This window comes from Pseudoalteromonas sp. S1727, from assembly GCF_005886375.1.
In the GTDB taxonomy this organism is placed as follows: domain Bacteria; phylum Pseudomonadota; class Gammaproteobacteria; order Enterobacterales; family Alteromonadaceae; genus Pseudoalteromonas; species Pseudoalteromonas haloplanktis.
This window is the reverse complement of record NZ_PNDT01000134.1, coordinates 1-21,389: the sequence shown is the minus strand read 5'-3', so window position 1 is coordinate 21,389 and position 21,389 is coordinate 1. Positions and strand designations below refer to the sequence as shown.

Sequence of the window (21,389 nt, the reverse complement as noted above, 5' to 3'; positions counted from 1 at the left end):
CGCGATTTAGCCCTTGCCATTCGCTAGTAGTTATCGTTTAATAACAGTATGTTATTTAAACGGTGATCTTCCTACAGAGGACTTTCACCTCATAAGTCAATGCCCATGTCGGGCGTACACAAACAGTTTAAAAGCGGACAAAATTCAGTTGGCTGGTTTCGCTCCGCTTCACATTATAGCCAACCAAATTTTGCCTTTTAACTGAGGCGTTAGGCTTATCAATCAAATGGAGATGTCATTGAGTTCTTATCAAGAAAAAAACAAAGGGAGAGTTGCTCTTATTACGGGGTCAACATCAGGTATAGGTAAAGCTATAGCACAACAACTTGCCGATGATGGCTTTACAGTTGTATTTCATTCTCGAACTTCAGTAAGTGAAGGTGAGTCCTTAGCTAAAGCACTCCCAAGTGCAACATATTTTCAAGCTGATTTATCAGATCAAGTACAAACTAAAAAATTGATCTCTGATATATTACTCCATCATGGAAGATTAGATGTATTAGTCAATAATGCAGGAATAAATGCGGTGATTCCTCATTCTTCACTAAAAGAAGCGACAGCAGATATATGGAGAGATCTTTATGAAGTAAATGTTATTGCACCATGGATTTTGATTTCAGAGGCGGAGCAAGCTTTAAGAGATTCATCAACTCCAGAATGTCCTAGTAGTATCATTAATATCAGCTCACATGCAGGTGTTCGCCCAAAAGGTGCTTCTATTCCTTATGCTGCGAGTAAATCTGCGCTTAATCATATGACACAACTTTTAGCTTTAACTTTATCTCCCGATATTCGAATCAACGCGATTGCTCCAGGCCTTGTCGATACACCTATGACAACAAGCTGGGTTGAGGCACACAAATTATGGAAAGAGAAATCACCAATGAAGCGCGGTGCTAAACCAAATGAGATAGCTCATACCGCATCAATGCTTGTTTCTAGTAGTTATCTAACGGGTGAGATCATTCTTTCTGATGGCGGACTCAATCTTACATAGCTTAAAATAAGCCTAATCGGGTAGCCGGAGGTCTCTAACCTCCAGCCCCCACACCACCCATCATGCGCTTTTTATGAACAGGAAGTGCAATGGGCGGTTCATCTCCCGTAATGAATATTGATCCAAATATCTCTCAATGACACTAAACCTTTTGACGCTAAATAGTCATTGCCTAGTGCAATGTTAATTCCTTTTGTTTTTGAGCTTCGACAAGGCCCCTTGTTGGTGATACCACATGCTATGGCGAGTCGTTCGCTAACACCCAATTTCATTAAACTGCGTACTTTGGTGCGAGGTTTGCGCCATTGCCGCCAGTAGCACATTCTTATCCTACGGCGGATCCAGTGATCTAAATCCACCGTTAGCTATAAAAAATCAAAGTTAAAATAGACAGTCCAATGGGACGACGGCAGCTTTTTACTTAAGGAATGGCAAACGACTAGGCAGTATAGAATCTGCTTTCCTTTAAATAAACAGCGGAATATTACCGTCAATAAGGGCATGAATAAACTGACCTTACGGGGTCAAACAAAAGTGAATGCGCAATGGCAGCTGTATTGCTTAGTTCATAATATAGAAAAGCTGCAAAACAGGCTGCATTAAAAAGGTAAGCTACTACCTCTCCAAATAAGCCACTTAAACACCTGTCATACCTTCCAAAACACCAATTAAAGCAACAGCAAATCCTCTTTTTATATTTTATGTAAAACTGAAGTAACCGATTGAATCAAAATAGGAACTCGGCTATGGTGAATGCATCAATGCATCAATGCATCAATGCATCAATGCATCAATAAAAATAAATTAAAAACGAGTTAATCTACAGGCTCGTTAGCTTTCACTGGAAATAGAAATGAAGAATACGGACATATTTAATTATTATGGTTTTGGATTTGATTACGCGTTACTTAAGGCTGTAGGGCTAAAGGGGCGACTCAACTCAAAGGGCAGAGAGTTACTAGGGTTGTTTTTCGAAGGAGTTGAAGAGCTTGAAATACCGGTAACATCTAAAGTATCAGAAGAGCTATGGGAATTATTTGACACCATACCTGAAAATGATGAGGTAATGGCCGAAGATCTTGTAAAAAAGATTGAAGCTGAAATTGCCAAAATAGATCCTGCGCTGGATGCAGAGTTGAGGCTTAAAGAGGCATTCATTTTAACGGAAAAGAGATTCCCTTTAAAATCATTAACAAGCGAACCTAAGAAGCTTTTAGGCGATAACGTTTTTGAATCTCTATCTGACACTTCAAGAAAAGATTTTTCGTTTGCCTGTATACAGGTTGCATTAAACCAACCCACAGCTTCAGCATTTCATTTAATGAGAGCCTTAGAAGCTGAAGTAAAAAAACTCTATTTCGAGTTTAAAAAAACTAATCGCATGGATAAACCCATGTGGGGACCTATGATTAGAGAGCTTAGGAACAAACGAAGCCCTAAGCCAAGTGAAAAATCTCTAGATAGTTTAGACGGTATTCGAGTGCATTTTAGAAACCCGACACAGCACCCAGATGCATTTTATTCTATTGATGAAGCTCAAGATTTGCTAAATCAAACAATCACCGCCATTAATATGATCCATAGAGAAATATTAAGTAAGTAAAGCTAACAAGCAAAGGCAAAGCGACGCCAAAAAAGCGGCGCGCCTGCTTTGGGCGTTGGTATGACTCCCACTGTCAAGTTAAACGCACTGATCCTTGCCTAACTTTTTAAGCCATAATTACTTCTGCTCGAATTAGAGCGAGTTAATACATAGGATGAAGCAAGTAATGTCGTCGGTTATCTTGCTGATATTCGTTGATTATTACTATTTCTAGTAACAGAGCAGACCTTACTTAGTTCGTCGTGGCACCTGTCTTCAGTCTATGTTCGTGGTTCAATGCAGCGTTAGCTGCATTGCCATCCTAACGCCGTCGGTGGTTGTGCCACACCCGATGCTTGATCCCATGCACTAACTCTAATTCGTTTATCATGCGGGTACTCTTGCCAATCTAAGTTTTGTATTCACTGGCGTAAGCACCACTTCTTTAGCTATTGCCCATATGTATGCAATCATTTCTCGGGCAATTGCAGTGACAACAAGGTTGTAGTGTTTCCCTTTGGCTATCATTTTTTTATAACGTGTTGCAGAGCCTAAGCTGCGCTTTCCACGCAATATCAATAATATCCTTTGGTAAACCTTCTTGTCGTTTTTGCATATCTGTCGATATATTTGCGGCATACCGATAAGTGTGCGCGCCTTCCACAAGGAGGCGTCTTGCTCGGCCGTTTCCGCATTTTGTGATAGCGCTAACATGGCGTTTGCCACCACTCGAGTGTTCACTAGGTACAAGACCGAGATAACTCATTAATTTACGGGGATGATCGAAGCGAGTTAAATCGCCAAGCTCAGCAACAACGCCGGTGGCGACCAATAATCGAACGCCACGCATAGCTTGTATTGCTTTAACAACGGGATAATAACGCTACTGGTGAACGTGGTGTGTGAGTTCATTATCTAACCGTTCAAGTCGGCTTATTCGTTCGGTAATTGTTTGTAAAAATTATTGTAAGACGATGTGCTGAGCGGGATGCGGAAGCACAAGTTCAGTGAGCCAACGTAAATGTTTTTGTGACCAATTTTCGGTGCCTTCGTAATTAATATTATTACGAAGCAGCAGCGCTTTTAATTGGTATTTAGCATCTTTTAAATCCTTCATTGCTATTTCGCGTGCGCGAGATAAATCGCGTACAGCTTCATCTTCAGGCTCAGGAACATAGATAGGTGTTAAATCTTCAGATTTAAGTAATTTAGCGAGCTTAAGGGCATCACGTTTATCGGTTTTAATTTTCTCACCGGGTTTTTTAGGGATAAGAGAGGGTGCAACCACATAACAGCAATGGCCAAGGCTGGTGATTAATCGGTAAATCCACAAATTTATAGGGAATAAATTTGAACCGCGAAGCGGGCTTTAGTGAGTATCATGGACGATACGAGTAATAACCACAAGGGCCTGCTTCATAAACAAAATGAAGCGTTGCGCCAGGGTATTTAGATTCAAACTGACGAACAAGCTTTTGAACGGCCACTTTGGAAGAAGAAAATCGACCAAGGTGAACAGGTTGTGCACCACTATGTTCTTCAATATAGGCGACTTCATTGAATTCTTTATGTGTACCAAGACCAATAAAAAGTATGCTATGTTTATTCATGTTAGCCTCTGCTGTTTAGTTAATTGACAAACTAATTATGGCTCTGGCTTTGAATTAAGCTAACCCACTAAAAGCGGAGGCTAACACCGTGTGGGAGTCATTATGTCTATACGCGAATGGAGTCTGCATGAATATAATAATCAAACTATCTGCTTTAGTGCTGATCATATTTATTGCTCTATGGCAGGTGAGCAAGAATGAAAAGTTTCAATTTTTTGGTAACCTTATTGATCGAGTAGAAACAACTGAAAAAATAGTCGCATTAACTTTTGATGATGGTCCAACTAAACATCAAACAAAAGAAATTCTCAAAGTCCTAGACGAGGCAGAAATTAAGGCTACATTTTACCTAGTCGGTAAATCTATCGAAGAAAACATTCAAGAAACTAAAAATATCATTGATAAAGGTCATGAAATTGGAAACCATTCATATACTCATCAACGTATGGTTTTGAAAAGTTATAGCTTTGTTGCAGAGGAGCTAGAAAAAACTAATGAGCTAATTACGCAGGCAGGTTATAGAGAAGAAATACGTTTTAGACCACCATATGGTAAGAAGTTGTTTGCACTGCCTTATTATCTCAATAATAAAAATATAACTACCGTTACTTGGGATGTGGAGCCTGAAACTTATTTAGATAAAAATGCTAGTGCAAGTGATATATCCGAATACGTTGTCCAAAATACTAAGCCGGGATCAATTATTCTTTTACATGTAATGTTTAAATCAAGAGTTAATTCACTAGCCGCTGTACCGTTAATTGTTCAGCAGTTAAGAGATAAAGGTTATCGCTTTGTTACAGTCTCTGATTTAATAGGCAATAGCGCATAATCGGGTAGCCCGAGGTCTCCTCCAGCCCCCACACCACCCATCATGCGCTTTTCATTTGCAGGAAGTGCAATGGGCGGTTCATCTCCCGTAATGAATATTGATCCAAATATCTCTCAATGACACTAAACCTTTTGACGCTAAATAGTCATTGCCTAGTGCAATGTTAATTCCTTTTGTTTTTGAGCTTCTACAAGGACCTTTACTGGTGATACCACATGCAATGGCGAGTCGTTCGCTAACACCCAATTTCATTAAACAGCGTACTTTTGTGCGTGCTATTCCTTTGAAAAGAGCGTCATTGCAGCCAGTAGCACATTCTTATCCTGCGGCGGAGCCAATGATCTAAATCCACCGTTAGCTGATAAGCGTTGGCTATTAGGTAGTAGTATACCCAGCCGCGTAAATTTTTTTGGTCTAGAATCTGTATTACTCTAAAGCGCAGCGCCTCTTAACCTCTTTGTGAATAATTCAATAAAAGATTTTTTGCACAAAGAGAAGGGAATGAGAAGTAAATGAGAATGAACTTGAAGGCTAATATTGATATGTTAAAACACGATACATGGATAAAGGTAAGCTACTACCTCTCCAAATAAGCCACTTAAACACCTGCAATCCTTTCCAAAACGCCCATAAATACAACAGTAAATCATTTTATGTGGGATTGAAGTAACCGATTGAATCAAAATAAGATCTCGGCTATGGTTAATGCGTCAATAAAAATAAATTAAAGACGAGTTACTCTGCTCTCGTTATAGCTCAAGGAAATAGCATGCACATACGGATAGTTATATTATTAATCACATGCTTGTTAATTATTTCATGCGATGACGATAATGGTACTTCATCACTTGATACCAAAACATTTGCATCTTACAAAACACCTTGTGTTGGTGTAAGTCAACAGCTTTGCCTTATAATCCAAGATGATGATGTTGGCAGTTACTTTTATGACTCCATTGAAGGGTTTGATTTCGTTTGGGGGCATACTTACCAACTATCTTTAAAGATAACAGATATAATCAATCCTCTCGCTGATGCCTCAAGTCTTCAATATTCTATCGAAAACGTCATATCAGACATAGAAGATAACGTTGGCACTCGTTATGAATATAGCTTAGTAGAGTTATTAGAGTGGACATTTACAAAAGAGTCAGGTGTTTATTATTTTTTAGGGCAGCCCTTTGAGTGCCAAATGGGTGTAGACTGTGACGGTTTAGTTAATTTAAATAATAGTGGTGGTTTGGTTAACGTGACTTTTGAATATATAGGTGATGGTCAAATAACCTTAGTTCAGTGGAATTAGCTAGAACACAAACGAGCCTTAACTTTATCATTATGTACTAGTATTCTATTTGACCGTTTTTATTTAGTGACGGTCAACTTAAATCAATAAACAAATTCGTTTACTCCGTCTGTCGTTGTGGCTGTTAGCAAGTCGCTTATGACTGTGTCATATATAAGGCGCGTTACGCAGTAATTTTTTAATGCGCTCCCATCATTGCCTACTATTGACTCTATCCCTATAGTTTTTGTTAGTCCAAGTATCTAACGACTATTACGCGTTTGGTACAGCATACTCACATTCAGCAACTTGCTTTAAAGCATTTATTTTAACTGTTGGCAATACTGTTTTTATTTATGCTTTTGGTTATCCAATTTTATTTTTTATGTTGTTTTTGTATTACCAATAATTAACATTGCAACATTTTTCATGACGATTACAATTTATTTCACAATTTCATTACTTATTTTTTATAGTAATAAAGTTTTGAATTTAATTCTTTTGGGTTAATTTTCAAAGTGTGTTTTTATTGCTAAATTTATATCCCCATTGATTTTATTAAATTTATTTTTTGTTGAAAAATTAATGTAAATGGTAATACTACTTATTTATTATTTTACTGGGTGTTGCAAAAAGTTAACTGGTAATATACATTTTGCTTACCTTCTGGTTATCCAGTTTGGCTTGCTTGGTAATTTAATTTGTTTATTTTTATGCTGTTTAAAAGAAACTTGTTATTACCAATTATTACACACAATACACCATTGAACTTGTACAAAGTTGTAACCTAGAACTAAGTAATCAAATCTTAGTCAAGCAGTTAGGTTTCCTAAATGTATAAGTTAGGAGACATAAAGATAATGTTTAAGAAAAAAAGTCTACTGATTCTATCAATAATGGCTGCATGCTCGAGTGCTGCTCAAGCGGCTACTATTTATAACTCGGGTTTTGAAAATGGCTGGAGCGATTGGAATGAGGTTGATCCAGCTGCGATTTCAGGCGATGCCTATCAAGGATCGAGTTCTTTAAAGATTCAAGGCAGTCCTGGACGAGTACATCAGGTTGTCGATATTGAAAGAAATACCGAATATACCTTAAGCGCTTATGTTCTAGGTAAAGGGCAAATTGGCGTTAATGATCTTAATGGATTATTTAAGAACACAAAATTTAATGTTTCGTCTTGGACCAAAGTGTCTAAAACATTCACTTCGGCAAATACAGATTCTTTGCAAGTTTTCGCAAAGCACGATAACAACTCAAGTGATGTTCGCTTTGATAATTTTTCTCTTGTAAAAACCGACAGCAGTGATGGTGGTTCAACTGGGGGCGATGGTGACGGTGATAGTGGCGGCAATGGCGATGGTACAACGATTCCTAGTAGCATAACCAGCGGTAGCATTTTTGATCTTGAAGGTAATGATCCTAATCCATTAGTTAATGACAGCACACTTGTATTTGTACCTCTTGAAGCTCAACACATCACGCCAAATGGAAATGGTTGGCGTCATGAATATAAAGTCAAATCTAGCTTACGAGTAGCGATGACCGATACTTATGAAGTATTTGAAGCGAGTGTTAAGGTTGAAATGTCGGATGGCGGTAAAACAATTATTGCTCAGCACCATGCCAGTGACACGGGCACTATAATGAAAGTTTATGTGTCCGATTCTGCGGAATCTGGTTTTGATGACAGCGTGGCTGGCAATGGTATTTTTGATGTGTATGTGCGCCTGCGTAACACCAGCGGCAATGAAGAGAAATATGCATTAGGTACAATTCGCAGTGGAGGTTCGTTTAACTTAAGAGTTGTTAATAATTACGGAGATGTAGATGTATCTGCGTTAGGTTCAAGTTTTGGTATTCCTGTTGAAGATGATTCGGCATCATACTTTAAGTTTGGTAATTACTTGCAATCTCAAGATACATCTACATTAGATGATTGTGGTGAATCAGGTAATTCAAACTCATTCAAAGAGTGTTTTGAAGACTTGGGCATTACGACGTCTAAAGTAACAATGACAAATGTTAGTTATACTCGAGTAACTAACTAGCTTTAGCGTTATTGATAACACCACGCAAATGCAAATTTACGTGGTGTTATACGCTGAAAGAATAGAGCGTTATGTCGAATCATTGTTATATAATTTTATCTTTCATTACCCGTGAGTAATGCATTTTATAGTTTGCCCTGTGCGTATTGAGCTACCTGTAAATAAGTGGATCATGAAATTACGATTATCAATGATGTGCCATAATTGATCGCTTTTTGCTGGGCATAATGTTTGTTGTATATAGTGTGTTAGCACCGACTCTTCAAGTGGTAAAGAGTTCGGCAAGTTAATATAAATTTTGATCTGGTTAAATTCAAAATCAGCATGGCTAAACTGCCAATTACCAGTCATGAGTTTCTTTGTATAGTGCTGTTGTACATTCTGTTGTTGCTGTATAGATAGTTGCGGGTATTGATCTGGATGAGAAAGTGTACTGATAGTTAAACCGACTATTAGTAACGCTACAGCGGCAATTGTGCACTTAAACAAAACTGTTACCTGTTTTTTAGGTTTTGGCTTAATTTGTTGCTGGCGATGATCGATAATTTTTACCCAATCTCGGTGTTTTAATGTACGCTGTGTCATCTTTATTCTCCTTGTTTTAATCGCTTAATTAAAGCAAGAGAATGTGGATGAAAAATGGATAACAATCTAAATTTAATCGTTATTTTTCCTGTAGTGAAGGGGTAATAAGAGCCTGACGCATAGCCCACCAAATTTGCCTTTATGTAATGATATAGACCCTTTCATTAAGTTAACTAAACTTAAACAGATAGATAAACCTAACCCACTACCATCAACGGATTTTGACCGTGTGCTATCAATCCGGTAGAGCCTTTCAAATAAGTGCTGTATCTGGGGTTGAGGCACACCTGGAGAGCTATCATCTATTTGAATAAATAGCTGAGTTGGGTTTAAACGCACCTTGAGGCGAACGAATCCAGGGCTGTCGGTATATAAACAGGCATTTTTGAACACGTTATAAATGATCTGATCAAGTTTTTGCTTATCAATATAAATACTTTGCTTATCGCTGACTGTATTATCTATAACGCAGGTTAAGTTTTTTGTTGTTACCATTGTTTGTAAATCGTCAGCGTATGGTTTAAATAAAGCGCCAACAAGGTGCACTTGATTATTTAAACTCATTGAGCAATTATCAACTTGTGATAGCTGATAAACATCACTAATTAAGTTATTAAGTTGACTTATTTTGTCGTTTATTTTTAGATAAGCGAGAGACTTATCTTCTTGTAAATCATGTTCGAGGGCCTCGATGTTTAACTTAAGTACACTCAGCGGTGTTCTTAATTCATGGGAAATATCGGCAAGCATTTTGTCTTTTAAATCCAAGCTAGCTTGATAAAGTTTAGCTTTATAATGCGCCCGTTTATGTTTTATGTAATAAAGACTAATGAGCAAGATACTTAGGATAAAAATAATCGAATAGCCCAATAACCACACTCGCTTTTCTAATCGCTGGCTTTTAAGCTCAGCCTTGGTGATTGCATTATTTTGCTCTGATGTAATTAGCTTTTGTCGCTGGACCAGCGCATCGACCTGCTTCATGTGGTTAGCGGTTGACTCACTTAAATAGTTTTTTTGAATAATATTATGGTAGGAGTCTACTTTTTTATAATGGAAAACAGCATCAGTTAGTTGTGCACTAAGCTCGAAAAATCGCGCGTTATAACGATGGAATTTCAAGGTTAGAATTTCATTATCAATATCCTCTAGTAGTAAAGTTATTTGCTCTAAGGTATGTTTACTTGAGGGGATGTCTTGTTGTAATAAATAAAGTTCTAATAACTGCATATATGCATAGGTTTTATAAATTGGAGAATCTGTTTTTAATGAAAAGTAGACACTCTGTTTAGCGTTATTGAGTGCCTTTTGAAAATGATTAGTGTGTTGGTATGCAATGGCTAATTGACGATAGGCCACTGAAAGTTGCTGAGTCGCATTTAGGGGGGTGAGGTACTCGATTGTCTCGTGTAATTGCTCAATAGCCAGTACGTATTTCTCTTGCCTAATTGTAATTTTTGCTAAGCTTAAGCTGGTTGACGCAATATTATATCTATCACCAGATTTTTTATCGCTTTCTAGCGCCCTTAAAAAAAAATGTGATGCTTGCTCTAAATTATTCAAGCGAAGGGACATGTCACCTAAATTATAATAAACACTTGCTTGCAACTCCCAATTAGTACTGTTTTGCAATAATTCTAATGCAGCTGTTTGCTCTTGCATAGCCAGAGCTAGATTGCTTTGTGTGTCGTATAACACGCCTAAGTTAGCATGGGCACGGGCTAATAATTCTTTGTCATTTAGCTGCAGTGCTAACTCTTTTGCTTTTGTGTAGTGAACATTTGCTTGATGAGTGTCTAATATACGCCGAAAGTTGATCCCCAGTTCACTATGTAATCTAAAAAGTTCTTTACTCGACAATGTGTGTGAGTTTAGTAATGGAGCAATCACTGTAATTGCTTGCGTATGCTGCGCGTTTTTTCGTAGCGCTGAAGCAAGTTCTAATAAAATGTTAAATGAAGTAGGGTATTGCTTAGCTAGGCTTTTTAACTGGGTAGTTGCAGTGACTAAATCACCTTGTTTGATTTTTTGTTTTATAGCACTCAAATCATAGTTTTCAGTGCATGTTGTATAACAAGACACAGTTAACAGAGCAGCTAATAATAGTCGGTGCATAGAATTATAAAAATTTAGAGAGCGTATTTTATAATTTTAGGGTGCAAATGTGGTTAAAATATGGAGGCTGTTAATGCCTGTTATTGTTTACAGCTCTAAATTTTTAGCAAGCGGCAACGCTAAAAGGCATTATATTTTTTGTACATAACCTGAGTTTAGACAATAGCAACCAATTTAGTGGGCTGCTTGTAGGCAATTAAGCCACTCATCAGGCTCAGCTAAAATGAACTCTAAATGATAGTTCTCTTTGGTGGTTATTTTAATTCCCGATGTTGTAATTGGGATCAAACCGCTGGCTTTACCAGAGCATTTCTCCACATGAGAAATATTATTAAGCTTGATCGCATAACAACCTAGACTAAGTTGCTTATTAAGTGCCTCAAAATGCAGTATATTATCTGTCAGGGTGAGACGCCCATCTGCTTTACCGACTCCCAGTTGTAATGTTGCATAACAGCGTTTTAATTGTGTAGCGTTCATTATTCACTCCATCGATTTTATTATTTTCTAGAGTTTATGCGGGTAACCGCTATGTGTCAATTATGTAAATTAAATGTTTTTATTTAACTTGCTTAACAATCGGTTATAAAAAGTTGTTAGCGCGATAGAGCATCTTTTGCTGCTTATTTACACGTATAAATGCAAAGACAACTAAGGCCAGTTGTGAAGCTAATGCACACAAGGTAATAATTAAATTCACCTTATTATCATGGTGTTGTGCAAGTCCTACTTCTATAAACCAGCCAATAGCAAGCATTAAAATAAGCGAGCTATGTAAGTAACGTTGTAGTGTGATTTTAAACTGAAGATGTTTCCACTGGCTAAATATTAGCAGTGCTAAACTCAATATGGGGATTAACATCAAGCAACTTAAAGTAATGATCAAAAGTGGTTGCCATGACATGAAGGCTGATGGTCCTCCCGTGATTAAAGCTTCATTGCAACCTGTCAGTAGTATCAAGCTGAACAATAGGCCTATTAATTTTGTTGCGTCTGTTTTTTTCATCATTATAAAGGTTTACTTAAGTTCGCTTTCAAGCCTTACAACTCACTGTAAGGCTTGCTAGTAATTTATAAAAGGGGCATGTTAAATGGTATTCTTGCTTTATAAGTAATAGTTTTAAGCATGCGCCATAATGAGTTCTTTGGCGTTAGCTTTGGCTGTCTTACTTATATTATCGCCGCCAAGTAAGCGAGCAATTTCATCTATACGCCCATGTTTATTTAGTGGCTGCATGTGCGTAAAGGTTTCACCATTTGCTATTTCCTTTGCGACAAAAAATTGCTGATGTCCGGAGCTTGCTACTTGTGGTAAGTGAGTCACACAAATTACCTGAGTCGATTTACCAAGTTGACGTAACAACTTACCTACAGCTGAAGCGGTTGGTCCTGAGATACCCACATCGACTTCATCAAAAATAAGCGTTGGAGTTGTCACTTTTTGGGCAATAATCACTTGGATCGCTAAACTTATACGTGACAGTTCACCACCTGAGGCAACTTTAGATAATGGCTGTAGCGGCTGGCCTGGGTTAGTTGAAACTAAAAAGGCAATACTATCGAAACCTAAGCTATTTGGTGCTCGGTCTTGATCTTGTTTTAGTGCAATCTCGAACAGGCCGTTTTCCATCGATAAATTTGCCATACTTGCACTGATCAATTCATTTAAAGTATGAGCGGCATTTTGGCGGCTTGCACTGAGCGCTGTTGCAGCAGTGTGATAGTCATCAAGTGCAGTTTTGATCTCATCATTGAGTTCATTCAATCTTGCAGAGTTAGTACTTATTGATTCAAGCTCTTGACTGATAGACAGATGAAACTCAACCAGTTGCTCAGGTTTTATGTGGTGCTTACGCGCAAGATCCATTGCACCACTTAAACGGGCTTCAACTTCAAGCAGTCGACTAGGGTCAAGCTCTGTTTGCTCAGCGTAATTACGAATTTCGCGACTTGCTTCTTCTACTTGTACAGCGGCTTCTGCCAATAATGCAGCAACGCCATTTAAGCTTTCATCAAAGCCTGCTAGCTCTGCGAATTGTTGCGCACTGTGCTGTAGCATTGAACAGGCATTTTGTTCGTCACTTTCATACAAGTGTTGCAACTCACGTTGACACGCTTCAAGGATCGTCTGACTGTGGCTTAATTTGTGATGCTCAGCTTCAATATCGCTAAACTCATCGGCTTGCAAGGCAAACTCATCAAGCTCAGCAACTTGGTATTCTAATAGTTGCTTTTGTGCCGCTTGTTGTTGTTGCATTTGCTCAAGGGCTGTAAATTCTTTTTGTAGATTTTGAAAATGGCGATATTTATTACGCACATTATCAACAAGGGGGTGATGCCCAGCATATGCGTCGAGTAATTGTAGCTGATGCTCGCTTTTTAACAGGTGTTGATGCGCATGTTGACCATGGATTGAGATCAGGTATTGGCCGAGCTCTTTTAGCTGAGCTGCGGTGACAGGGCTGCCATTAATATAGCTTTTACTACGACCGTTTTTACAGATCACGCGGCGTAATAAACACTCTTGCTCTGCATTACTTAATAGCTGTTGTTCTAAAAACTGCTGAGCGAGGGGCAGTGCAGCAATATCAAACTGCGCACAAATTTCTGCGCGCTCGGTGCCTGGTCGTACAGCTGAGGCTTCTGCGCGTTCACCTAAACACAGTGATAAGGCATCAATGGCGATTGATTTACCTGCACCCGTTTCACCCGTAATAGCAGTCATGCCACTTTGCCACTCGGTACTTAAATTGCTCACAATTGCAAAATTTTTAATTTCTAAACCAATTAACATACTGTTTATCCATCCAGTCAATTAACTGTTAATTTATACAGTGTTTAGGTTTTTTGCAAATTAAATTTTATATATTAATGAGTTTATTTAATGTTCATTTACTGAAGTGTCAAAATTGTTTTCAGGATCAACAGCCTTTTCATAATCATTAGGGTTGGCTGATAATTCGTTAGTACATAAAACTTTGATCATTGAGGGTAATACTTCATGGTAAAACGTTTTGTTGTACGCTAAGCCTGCAGTGGGTAGCTCACTGACAAAAAAATCTAAGCGCTCTGCAAGTGCATCACGTTCACCTGTAACATAAGTTTTTGCCAGTTCACTATTAATGGTACTAAGCAGCGACTCTACAATGCGCTCTAAATAAAGTAAATTTTCATCTGTATGAGGCTGTACAACAAAAAAATTACCAACAATGACTTGAATACGAGAAATGTATTTTGGGCGAATTATTTTTGCTTCGTAATATTCATTGAGTTTAAATTTTACATTCGCACTAACTTCGCTGACGCGGGTATTGAACAACTTTTTTTTTGCTGCGAGTGCTTTTTGACGGTTATTTTCAATCACTAAATAGCTACCAAGTAAGGTGATCAATAATAACAAAGCCAAGAAAACAACATAAGTCATGATGTGTTAATTTCCCTGAAAAGGTAACAAATAATTTTTAAACTATTTTGCTCTAAAGTATGGATAAGCGCAATAAAATTAATACAAACGGCTGCCCCAATTTAGCTTGGTTCTTAATACATGATAATACGAATAGTTTTTAGGGTGGATCAGGCGCAGTTTTTTGTCAGCCTTTTTTATTAGCACTTCATCACCAGGTAATACAGCAAGCACCACATGACTATCGCAACTTACTTGTAAACTATCGGTGTTTTCTAGGCTGAGTTTCAAACGTACTTCGTTATCTGCATCAACGACCAAAGGACGACTTGAAAGTGTATGGGGGAACATGGGGACTAATGATATTGCATTTAATTCCGGTGTTAAAATTGGCCCGCCCCCAGAGAGCGAGTAGGCGGTAGAGCCCGTGGGTGTTGATACTATTAAACCATCAGAGCGCTGCGAAAATACAAAGTCGTTATTAATAAATGCTTCAAACTCTATCATGTGAGCAACTTTATCAGCATGTAGGACGGCTTCGTTTACTGCTGAGTTAGCGCTCTTTAATTCGGCATGGCGGTATACTTCAACTTCAAGTAAAAAGCGTTTTTCTTCAATATATTGCCCACTCAATACTTGCTCTAGGCTGGCTTCAAAACCTTCAGGGTCTAAATCTGTTAAAAAACCTAAATTACCACGGTTCACACCAATTACGGCAACATCAAAACGGGCTAATACACGAGCTGCACCGAGCATATTACCATCCCCGCCGACAACAATGGCCAGATCAGCACGTTCCCCAAGCTCGATCAGCTTGACTAGTTTCTCTTTGGGGACATCAGCTAATTGGTGGCCGGTACGTTGCTCTAGCAAAACGTTAAAACCTAACGCATTTAAAAACGTGTATAAGCGTTGTAAAGTTGTTGCTGCGCCATTGTGATTTGGTTTGCCAATTAAACCTATGGTTTTAAACGGTGATTCCATGATAAATGCATCAATAGTATTAATATCAATAGAGTAACCTATAAATGGTTAGTTTGAAAATACTGATTGATAGCCTTGAAATAAACTCACTGCGCCCCGATATCTCATGTATGCAGCAAGATGTAGATACTATGAATTTAAATCCTCGAGATCAGCAAATATTTTCCGCCGTCATGAGCCTGTATTGTAATGGTGAAGGGCAACCCGTGGCGTCAAGCCGTATTGCTCAACAAAAAGGCATGGCTGTGTGCTCAGCAACGGTCAGAAATGCAATGTCACGCCTTGAAAAAATAGGTTTGTTATACTCGCCGCACACCTCAGCTGGGCGTGTGCCGACCAACGCAGGTTTTGATTATTGGTTAAGTGAGTTTTTTCCACTTGCAGAAATTGCGCAATATTGGCAACCAGCGCAGGCACAATTAGTTGAGCTTGCCCATGGTTTGAGCCAGCGCTATCAAGTGTGCTGTTGTGTTGGTTTGCCACAAGTAAGCTCGCAGCATGTTTTTCGTGTTGAAGTGTTAGATTTTGACAGCAATGATTGGCTTATTTTATTGCTTGATAGAGCAGGGCAAAGCCATAATATCTGCATTCACAAACCGGATGAAGCATCTGATACTTTACGCTATCAATTTGCAACTTGGCTTAATACGGTATTTAGTCAACAAACTTTGATGGAAGGCTTGTACCGTATGCAAGCGATGGCCAATACTGCCCCCCGTAATTGCCATGACTCTCTCCATCAATGGACACGAGAGTTGAGCCAAAAGCTAGGTTCAGATAACAGTATTGTTGTTGGCGAAAATTATTTATATCGACAAATTGATTGTGAGCAAAGCTTAAATATAGGGGTTTCATTTTTAAACTTTGTCGAAGATAAGTTGGCATTTAAAAATGGTGTGTCAGTTTTAAATACTGCGCAATTGCCATTTACGGATTGTGATGAACTGATGGTGATAAGCGTACCGTATTTTCAAAATCAGGAATATCAAAGTCGTTTTTGTGTAATTTGTCCGAAATCGGCGCAAATTGAAGCAATCATTCAAGAATTTAAATTAATCGAGTCATCTGGCTCTTGAATCTTTTGATTCAATCCCCATAATTACCGCAATTGTAAAGAATTGGAGCACTTAAATTATGTCTGAGCAGACAAAATCACCAGAGCAAGAAGTCGAATTAAACGAAGAGTTAGAGCAAATGCAAGCCGAAGTAGAAGCCGCTGTAGAAGCTGCCGATGCTCATGAAGGTGACGAAATTAGCCCTGAAGCTGAAATTGCTATGCTTTATGCAGAGCTTGAAGACGCTAAAAAAACGATTGATAGTCAAAAAGACAGTGTCGTTCGCGCAGCAGCAGATGTAGAAAATATGCGCCGCCGTGCAGCACAGGATGTTGAAAAAGCACACAAGTTTGCACTGGAAAAATTTGCAAACGAATTACTGCCTGTTATCGATAACTTAGAACGCGCTATTGAGTTCTCAGACAAAGAAAACGAAACCTTAAAGCCATTGCTTGAAGGGATTGATATGACCGTGAAAAGTTTCAATGATGCAGTTGCAAAATTTGGTGTTGAAATTGTTAATCCACAAGGTGAGCAGTTTAATCCTGAATTTCACCAAGCCATGTCTATTCAACCAAGTAACGATGTAACACCTAATACCGTATTAGCTGTAATGCAAAAAGGCTACACCCTAAATGGCCGTTTACTACGTCCTGCCATGGTGATGGTCTCTAAAGCCGCTGAATAGTCGGCTGCTTAGTTAAAGCTTAAGCAAAAAATGCCCGTTAACAACGGGCATTTTTTTTGTTTCTGGCGCGGTGCCAAAGCTGAGCAATTAGTGTAAGTACTAAGGCACTGAACATTAAACTTGAGAACGGAACTGCACTTTGTGCATGCATTAACGCTAATATAGGTCCTACTAATGCGCCGCTACCAAAACGTAAAGTACCAATAACTGCTGTAGCAGTTCCTGAACGTTCTGCAAATTGCATTAAGATCAGTGCATCGGCATTACTTGCCGTTACCCCTAAGCTCATCATTAGTGGCGCAATTGCAGCAACAATAAAAAACAGAGATAGGTGTAATAGACTAAATGTGAGTAACGCAGCACCAGCTACAAAGCCAACGGCTAAACCATAATAGAGCATTTTCCGAGAACCGACCCTTGGCACTAGTCGGGTATTTAAAAAGTTACCGAACATTAGCGCTAATACGTTAAATGCGAATAAAATCCCAAATAACTGCTCTGACACTTTAAAGTAATCAAGGTATACAAATGGTACTGCGGTTAAAAAGCAGAAAAAACCAAATGAAACAAACATCGAACTGGCAATATCTGCACGGGTATCTTTATTTTTAAACACCGTTTTATAACTATCAAAAAATAGCGCAAAGCCTTTTAGTGGGCTTTTAAAAATGGGAATATCGATCAGGTAAACTTGCACAAGTGCTAGGATCATAAAGCTGTAACTAGCCAGTACTAAAAAGATAGTTTGCCAATGTGATAACCCCATGATCATAGAGCCCACGGTGGGCGCGACTAAAGGCGCAACCATCATGATCATTGATACATAAGACATACCTTTAGCGGTATCTTGTTTGTAAATATGGCGAATTATTCCCGGCACCACAACAGTTGCAGCGGCACCAGTGAACGCTTGAACAGCCCTAAGCGCCCAAAATAGATGAATATCATTACAAAAAGCCAATGCGACAGAGCTTAAACCAAATAATGCCAAGCCAGCTTTGGTGAGTACACGACGACCAATTTGGTCGGCAATTGGACCAAAAAATAGCATGCCTAAAGCATAACCTGCTAAATACAAACTTAACGAAATTTGTACGTTGGGCATAGTGGTATTGAGATCATTAGCAATAACTAACATTGCAGGTAAGTACATATCAATTGCCAAAGGCGTAATTGCTACAATGCTGGCAAGTAATGGTAACAGAATGCGTTTATTCAAAGAGACCGAGTCTGGCATGATTCACCCATTAAATAAAAAGAGACTTATATTGTAACAGCGCTAAAGACCCTTGGGTACTTAGTTTGCACGCTAACTATCATCTTTAACATATAAATAACATGACTTCTGCGTTTAGCTGTTATTGCAATATGTTCAATCGCACAGTGGTTTGCTATTCTAGGAGTAATTAAATGTTAGTTGAGGGAATCCAATGAAAAAATTAGTTTTGGCTGTGCTTGCCACTGCAGTATTAGTGGGGTGTAAAACATCACCTACAGGGCGTACGCAAATTGCACTTTATTCTGATCAAGAAATGAGTCAAATGGGCCAGCAAAGTTTTGCTGACATGAAAAAGAATCAAAAAATTAATAATGATCCCGCAGTTAATGCTTATGTAAAATGTATTGCTGATGATGTAATTGCAGTATTGCCACAACAATATGCAAGCCAAGCTTGGGAAGTCGTTGTGTTTGAAGAAGATTCTGCGAATGCATTTGCACTGCCTGGTGGTTATATTGGTGTGCATACAGGGTTATTAAAAGTCGCTGAAAACCAAGATCAACTCGCCACTGTTATTGGTCATGAAGTAGGCCATGTTATCGCTGAGCATTCTAATGAGCGTGTTTCACAAAGTTCACTGTTACAAACAGGTATGCAAGCGGGCAGTGTGGCGCTTGAAATGGGCAATGTGCAATACCGTAATGAAATTATGCAAGGACTGGGTTTAGGCGCTCAGTACGGTGTAATTTTACCATTTAGCCGTTCGCATGAATCTGAGGCTGATGAAGTCGGTTTAGATCTAATGGCAAAAGCGGGATTTAATCCAAAAGAGTCGGTCACTCTTTGGCAAAATATGAGCAAAGCGGGCAGTAGTGGTACGCCTGAGTTTATGTCTACTCATCCTGCACCTGGTAATCGAATTAAAGAGTTACAAGCAAAACTACCAGAAGCATTGAATGAGCAGCAAGCTGCAAAAGCTGCAGGTAAAAACCCGCAGTGTAGGCTATAAATTTATTTTTAATGATATAAAAAAAGCCTGTGAGCAAAACTCACAGGCTTTTTGTTATTCGAAACGCTAGTTTTATGCGTTTTCAACAGCAGTACGTGGATCAACGTATGGCATGTTGAATGCTTCAGCTACTTCTTTATAAGTAACTTGACCTTTGATCACGTTAAGACCTTTAAGGAAGTTAGCGTCATCAAGTAATGCCTTCTTGTAACCTTTGTTCGCAAGGTTAATGATGAAAGGCAGTGTTGCATTGTTAAGTGCAAACGTAGATGTGCGTGGCACTGCACCAGGCATGTTAGCTACACAGTAGTGCACAACGTCATCAACGATGAAAGTCGGATCTGCGTGCGTGGTTGCTTTAGAAGTTGCGATACAACCACCTTGGTCAATTGCAACGTCAACAATTGCAGAGCCAGGCTTCATTGCTTTAATGTGTTCAGCAGTAACAAGCTTAGGCGCTGCAGCACCAGGAATAAGTACACCACCGATAACTAAATCAGCTTCAAGTACGTGTTTTTCAAGCGCATCTGCAGTAGAGTAAATTGCTTTTACTTTATTACCAAACTGTGCGTCAAGTGCGCGTAATACGTCGATGTTACGATCAAGCACAACGACATCAGCACCTAGGCCAACAGCCATTTGCGCAGCACTACGACCAACCATGCCGCCACCGATCACTACAACTTTAGCAGGCTCTACACCAGGTACGCCGCCAAGTAACATGCCACGGCCGTGGTTAGACTTTTCAAGGGCTTGTGCGCCTGCTTGAATAGACATACGACCAGCAACTTCACTCATTGGTGCAAGTAGTGGTAAACCACCGCGTGAATCAGTCACCGTTTCGTAAGCAATACATACTGCGCCACTTTTCACTAGATCTTCAGTTTGTGGAAGATCAGGTGCAAGGTGTAAATAAGTGAAAAGAATTTGGTCTTCACGAAGCATTGCACGTTCAACAGCTTGTGGTTCTTTTACTTTTACGATCATTTCAGCTTTAGCGAATACATCAGCAGCAGTTGCTAACACTTCTGCACCTGCTTGAATGTAGTCTTCGTTAGTAAAGCCGATACCCATACCTGCATCAGTTTCAACAAATACTTGATGGCCGTGGTTCACTAATTCACGAACACTCGCAGGAACCATACCTACACGGTACTCATGGTTTTTTATTTCTTTAGGTACACCAATAATCATAATTTCGCCTTGTTAGAACGGGATAAAATTTTTCACTATTATATTCATGACAAGCCAGTGTGTCTCACCTTTTTTAATTGGTATGCTAGTGATATAATCTGCAAATGTGATTTAAATAGTATAAAAAACTAGTTGCGCCTATGCATGAGTTATTAGACCGTATTGACCGTAAGATTTTGATGGAATTACAACACGATGGCCGAGTTTCAAATGTCGAACTGGCCCGACGAGTAGGATTAAGTGCGACCCCTTGTTTAGAGCGTGTGAAAAAGCTTGAACGAGAGGGCTACATTGTAGGTTATAAAGCCGTGGTTGACCCAGCTAAGCTTGGCCAAGGTCTCTCTGTGTATGTTGAAGTCACTATAACTAAAACATCACCAGACGTATTTGATGAATTTAGCGCCGCAGTTAAAAAGCACGATGAAATTATTGAATGCCATTTAGTGTCGGGTAATTTTGACTTTTTATTGAAAACGCGGGTAAATGATATGTCTGAGTATCGTGGTGTACTAGGCGACATTTTATTAAAGCTGCCAAATGTGAGCGAAAGCCGTACATATGTAGTAATGGAAGAAGTAAAAGGAGAGCAAGGGGTGATTATTCGCCCTTACATCGGCTGAACTATGCGCCATTTTTTAGTAACGACTTAATACCAATCGACTTAAATATTTAACCATTCTAGCGGGCTAAATAAAGCGCTAACTGCGTTATAAATTTTCATGTAGAACAACTACATGTCAAAATTTATGCCTTGTTATCACTCCATTTATCTGTCGCTATAAA

Annotated in this window: 20 protein-coding genes and 3 pseudogenes; 10 read left to right on the top strand and 13 right to left on the bottom strand. The window is 38.9% G+C overall.

What is annotated here, in order from left to right; all coding sequences use genetic code 11:
* The first annotated feature begins 238 nt into the window (after positions 1-238).
* Complete coding sequence (locus CWB85_RS20800; protein ID WP_212748246.1) at positions 239-997, top strand: SDR family NAD(P)-dependent oxidoreductase; 759 nt, start codon at positions 239-241, stop codon at positions 995-997.
* A gap of 98 nt (positions 998-1,095) precedes the next feature.
* Here CWB85_RS20800 and CWB85_RS20795 read toward each other — a convergent pair.
* Positions 1,096-1,356: pseudogene (locus tag CWB85_RS20795) on the bottom strand (group II intron maturase-specific domain-containing protein); the annotation flags it as partial.
* 12 nt (positions 1,357-1,368) lie between these two features.
* On the opposite strand from CWB85_RS20795, the pseudogene CWB85_RS23055 reads away from it, so the two are divergent.
* Positions 1,369-1,600, top strand: a pseudogene (locus tag CWB85_RS23055) (transposase); the annotation flags it as partial.
* 250 nt (positions 1,601-1,850) lie between these two features.
* Entirely contained in the window at positions 1,851-2,600 is a 750-nt protein-coding gene (locus tag CWB85_RS20785; protein WP_138555922.1) for a DUF4145 domain-containing protein, read from the top strand.
* Positions 2,601-2,966: 366 nt separating this feature from the next.
* On the opposite strand, the pseudogene CWB85_RS20780 reads toward CWB85_RS20785, so the two are convergent.
* A pseudogene (locus CWB85_RS20780) lies at positions 2,967-4,189 on the bottom strand (IS110 family RNA-guided transposase).
* Between the two features lie 127 nt (positions 4,190-4,316).
* On the opposite strand from CWB85_RS20780, the gene CWB85_RS20775 reads away from it, so the two are divergent.
* The gene (locus tag CWB85_RS20775; protein ID WP_138555921.1) at positions 4,317-5,021 is read left to right on the top strand and encodes a polysaccharide deacetylase family protein; all 705 of its coding nucleotides are present in this window, start codon (positions 4,317-4,319) and stop codon (positions 5,019-5,021) included.
* Between the two features lie 78 nt (positions 5,022-5,099).
* Here CWB85_RS20775 and CWB85_RS22850 read toward each other — a convergent pair whose 3' ends face one another.
* Together CWB85_RS22850 and CWB85_RS22845 are read right to left on the bottom strand one after the other, a co-directional pair.
* Positions 5,100-5,273 (bottom strand): Retron-type RNA-directed DNA polymerase, encoded by a 174-nt coding sequence (locus tag CWB85_RS22850; protein ID WP_138554856.1) that lies wholly within the window; start codon positions 5,271-5,273, stop codon positions 5,100-5,102.
* Between the two features lie 43 nt (positions 5,274-5,316).
* On the bottom strand, positions 5,317-5,397 hold the full coding sequence (locus CWB85_RS22845; protein ID WP_249314939.1) for a hypothetical protein: 81 nt from the start codon (positions 5,395-5,397) through the stop codon (positions 5,317-5,319).
* A gap of 393 nt (positions 5,398-5,790) precedes the next feature.
* On the opposite strand from CWB85_RS22845, the gene CWB85_RS20765 reads away from it, so the two are divergent.
* Together CWB85_RS20765 and CWB85_RS20760 are read left to right on the top strand one after the other, a co-directional pair.
* The gene (locus tag CWB85_RS20765; protein ID WP_138555920.1) at positions 5,791-6,324 is read left to right on the top strand and encodes a DUF4377 domain-containing protein; all 534 of its coding nucleotides are present in this window, start codon (positions 5,791-5,793) and stop codon (positions 6,322-6,324) included.
* 839 nt (positions 6,325-7,163) lie between these two features.
* Positions 7,164-8,354, top strand: a complete 1,191-nt coding sequence (locus CWB85_RS20760) for a polysaccharide lyase family 7 protein (RefSeq protein ID WP_029216042.1) — start codon at positions 7,164-7,166, stop codon at positions 8,352-8,354.
* A 105-nt stretch (positions 8,355-8,459) separates the two neighbouring features.
* Here CWB85_RS20760 and CWB85_RS20755 read toward each other — a convergent pair whose 3' ends face one another.
* The 7 genes from CWB85_RS20755 to nadK all read right to left on the bottom strand — a co-directional run bounded on the left by CWB85_RS20755 (position 8,460) and on the right by nadK (position 15,441).
* Complete coding sequence (locus tag CWB85_RS20755) at positions 8,460-8,939, bottom strand: hypothetical protein (protein ID WP_138555919.1); 480 nt, start codon at positions 8,937-8,939, stop codon at positions 8,460-8,462.
* Between the two features lie 72 nt (positions 8,940-9,011).
* Positions 9,012-10,985: an ATP-binding protein gene (locus CWB85_RS20750; RefSeq protein WP_171039047.1), complete on the bottom strand. Its 1,974-nt coding sequence runs from the start codon at positions 10,983-10,985 to the stop codon at positions 9,012-9,014.
* Positions 10,986-11,228: 243 nt separating this feature from the next.
* The gene (locus CWB85_RS20745; RefSeq protein ID WP_016707468.1) at positions 11,229-11,534 is read right to left on the bottom strand and encodes a GRAM domain-containing protein; all 306 of its coding nucleotides are present in this window, start codon (positions 11,532-11,534) and stop codon (positions 11,229-11,231) included.
* A 103-nt stretch (positions 11,535-11,637) separates the two neighbouring features.
* Entirely contained in the window at positions 11,638-12,063 is a 426-nt protein-coding gene (locus tag CWB85_RS20740; RefSeq protein ID WP_171039046.1) for a hypothetical protein, read from the bottom strand.
* A gap of 111 nt (positions 12,064-12,174) precedes the next feature.
* Positions 12,175-13,848: a DNA repair protein RecN gene (recN, locus tag CWB85_RS20735; RefSeq protein WP_138555916.1), complete on the bottom strand. Its 1,674-nt coding sequence runs from the start codon at positions 13,846-13,848 to the stop codon at positions 12,175-12,177.
* Positions 13,849-13,935: 87 nt separating this feature from the next.
* Positions 13,936-14,478: a hypothetical protein gene (locus CWB85_RS20730; protein ID WP_016707465.1), complete on the bottom strand. Its 543-nt coding sequence runs from the start codon at positions 14,476-14,478 to the stop codon at positions 13,936-13,938.
* A 78-nt stretch (positions 14,479-14,556) separates the two neighbouring features.
* On the bottom strand, positions 14,557-15,441 hold the full coding sequence (gene nadK, locus CWB85_RS20725) for an NAD(+) kinase (protein ID WP_138555915.1): 885 nt from the start codon (positions 15,439-15,441) through the stop codon (positions 14,557-14,559).
* 110 nt (positions 15,442-15,551) lie between these two features.
* Between nadK and CWB85_RS20720 the strand changes: the two genes are divergently transcribed.
* Together CWB85_RS20720 and grpE are read left to right on the top strand one after the other, a co-directional pair.
* On the top strand, positions 15,552-16,517 hold the full coding sequence (locus tag CWB85_RS20720) for an HrcA family transcriptional regulator (protein ID WP_029216041.1): 966 nt from the start codon (positions 15,552-15,554) through the stop codon (positions 16,515-16,517).
* Between the two features lie 58 nt (positions 16,518-16,575).
* Positions 16,576-17,184: a nucleotide exchange factor GrpE gene (grpE, locus tag CWB85_RS20715; protein ID WP_016707462.1), complete on the top strand. Its 609-nt coding sequence runs from the start codon at positions 16,576-16,578 to the stop codon at positions 17,182-17,184.
* A 37-nt stretch (positions 17,185-17,221) separates the two neighbouring features.
* Here grpE and CWB85_RS20710 read toward each other — a convergent pair whose 3' ends face one another.
* The gene (locus CWB85_RS20710) at positions 17,222-18,421 is read right to left on the bottom strand and encodes a Bcr/CflA family efflux MFS transporter (RefSeq protein WP_138555914.1); all 1,200 of its coding nucleotides are present in this window, start codon (positions 18,419-18,421) and stop codon (positions 17,222-17,224) included.
* Positions 18,422-18,614: 193 nt separating this feature from the next.
* Between CWB85_RS20710 and CWB85_RS20705 the strand changes: the two genes are divergently transcribed.
* The gene (locus tag CWB85_RS20705; RefSeq protein WP_016707460.1) at positions 18,615-19,412 is read left to right on the top strand and encodes a M48 family metallopeptidase; all 798 of its coding nucleotides are present in this window, start codon (positions 18,615-18,617) and stop codon (positions 19,410-19,412) included.
* Positions 19,413-19,484: 72 nt separating this feature from the next.
* Here the strand turns inward: CWB85_RS20705 and ald are convergent, their stop codons facing one another.
* On the bottom strand, positions 19,485-20,606 hold the full coding sequence (gene ald, locus CWB85_RS20700) for an alanine dehydrogenase (RefSeq protein ID WP_016707459.1): 1,122 nt from the start codon (positions 20,604-20,606) through the stop codon (positions 19,485-19,487).
* Between the two features lie 140 nt (positions 20,607-20,746).
* On the opposite strand from ald, the gene lrp reads away from it, so the two are divergent.
* A complete protein-coding gene (gene lrp, locus CWB85_RS20695) occupies positions 20,747-21,226 on the top strand; it encodes a leucine-responsive transcriptional regulator Lrp (protein ID WP_016707458.1) in 480 nt (159 codons plus the stop codon).
* Positions 21,227-21,389 lie beyond the last annotated feature (163 nt).

Excerpts from the sequence above, each read along its gene's own strand:
- CWB85_RS20785 (WP_138555922.1), top strand. The coding sequence starts at position 1,851 with ATGAAGAATACGGACATATTTAATTATTATGGTTTTGGATTTGATTAC.
- CWB85_RS20775 (WP_138555921.1), top strand. The coding sequence starts at position 4,317 with ATGAATATAATAATCAAACTATCTGCTTTAGTGCTGATCATATTTATT.
- CWB85_RS22850 (WP_138554856.1), bottom strand. The coding sequence starts at position 5,273 with ATGAAATTGGGTGTTAGCGAACGACTCGCCATTGCATGTGGTATCACC.
- CWB85_RS20765 (WP_138555920.1), top strand. The coding sequence starts at position 5,791 with ATGCACATACGGATAGTTATATTATTAATCACATGCTTGTTAATTATT.
- CWB85_RS20760 (WP_029216042.1), top strand. The coding sequence starts at position 7,164 with ATGTTTAAGAAAAAAAGTCTACTGATTCTATCAATAATGGCTGCATGC.
- CWB85_RS20755 (WP_138555919.1), bottom strand. The coding sequence starts at position 8,939 with ATGACACAGCGTACATTAAAACACCGAGATTGGGTAAAAATTATCGAT.
- CWB85_RS20745 (WP_016707468.1), bottom strand. The coding sequence starts at position 11,534 with ATGAACGCTACACAATTAAAACGCTGTTATGCAACATTACAACTGGGA.
- CWB85_RS20740 (WP_171039046.1), bottom strand. The coding sequence starts at position 12,063 with ATGATGAAAAAAACAGACGCAACAAAATTAATAGGCCTATTGTTCAGC.
- recN (WP_138555916.1), bottom strand. The coding sequence starts at position 13,848 with ATGTTAATTGGTTTAGAAATTAAAAATTTTGCAATTGTGAGCAATTTA.
- CWB85_RS20730 (WP_016707465.1), bottom strand. The coding sequence starts at position 14,478 with ATGACTTATGTTGTTTTCTTGGCTTTGTTATTATTGATCACCTTACTT.
- nadK (WP_138555915.1), bottom strand. The coding sequence starts at position 15,441 with ATGGAATCACCGTTTAAAACCATAGGTTTAATTGGCAAACCAAATCAC.
- CWB85_RS20720 (WP_029216041.1), top strand. The coding sequence starts at position 15,552 with ATGCAGCAAGATGTAGATACTATGAATTTAAATCCTCGAGATCAGCAA.
- grpE (WP_016707462.1), top strand. The coding sequence starts at position 16,576 with ATGTCTGAGCAGACAAAATCACCAGAGCAAGAAGTCGAATTAAACGAA.
- CWB85_RS20710 (WP_138555914.1), bottom strand. The coding sequence starts at position 18,421 with ATGCCAGACTCGGTCTCTTTGAATAAACGCATTCTGTTACCATTACTT.
- CWB85_RS20705 (WP_016707460.1), top strand. The coding sequence starts at position 18,615 with ATGAAAAAATTAGTTTTGGCTGTGCTTGCCACTGCAGTATTAGTGGGG.
- ald (WP_016707459.1), bottom strand. The coding sequence starts at position 20,606 with ATGATTATTGGTGTACCTAAAGAAATAAAAAACCATGAGTACCGTGTA.
- lrp (WP_016707458.1), top strand. The coding sequence starts at position 20,747 with ATGCATGAGTTATTAGACCGTATTGACCGTAAGATTTTGATGGAATTA.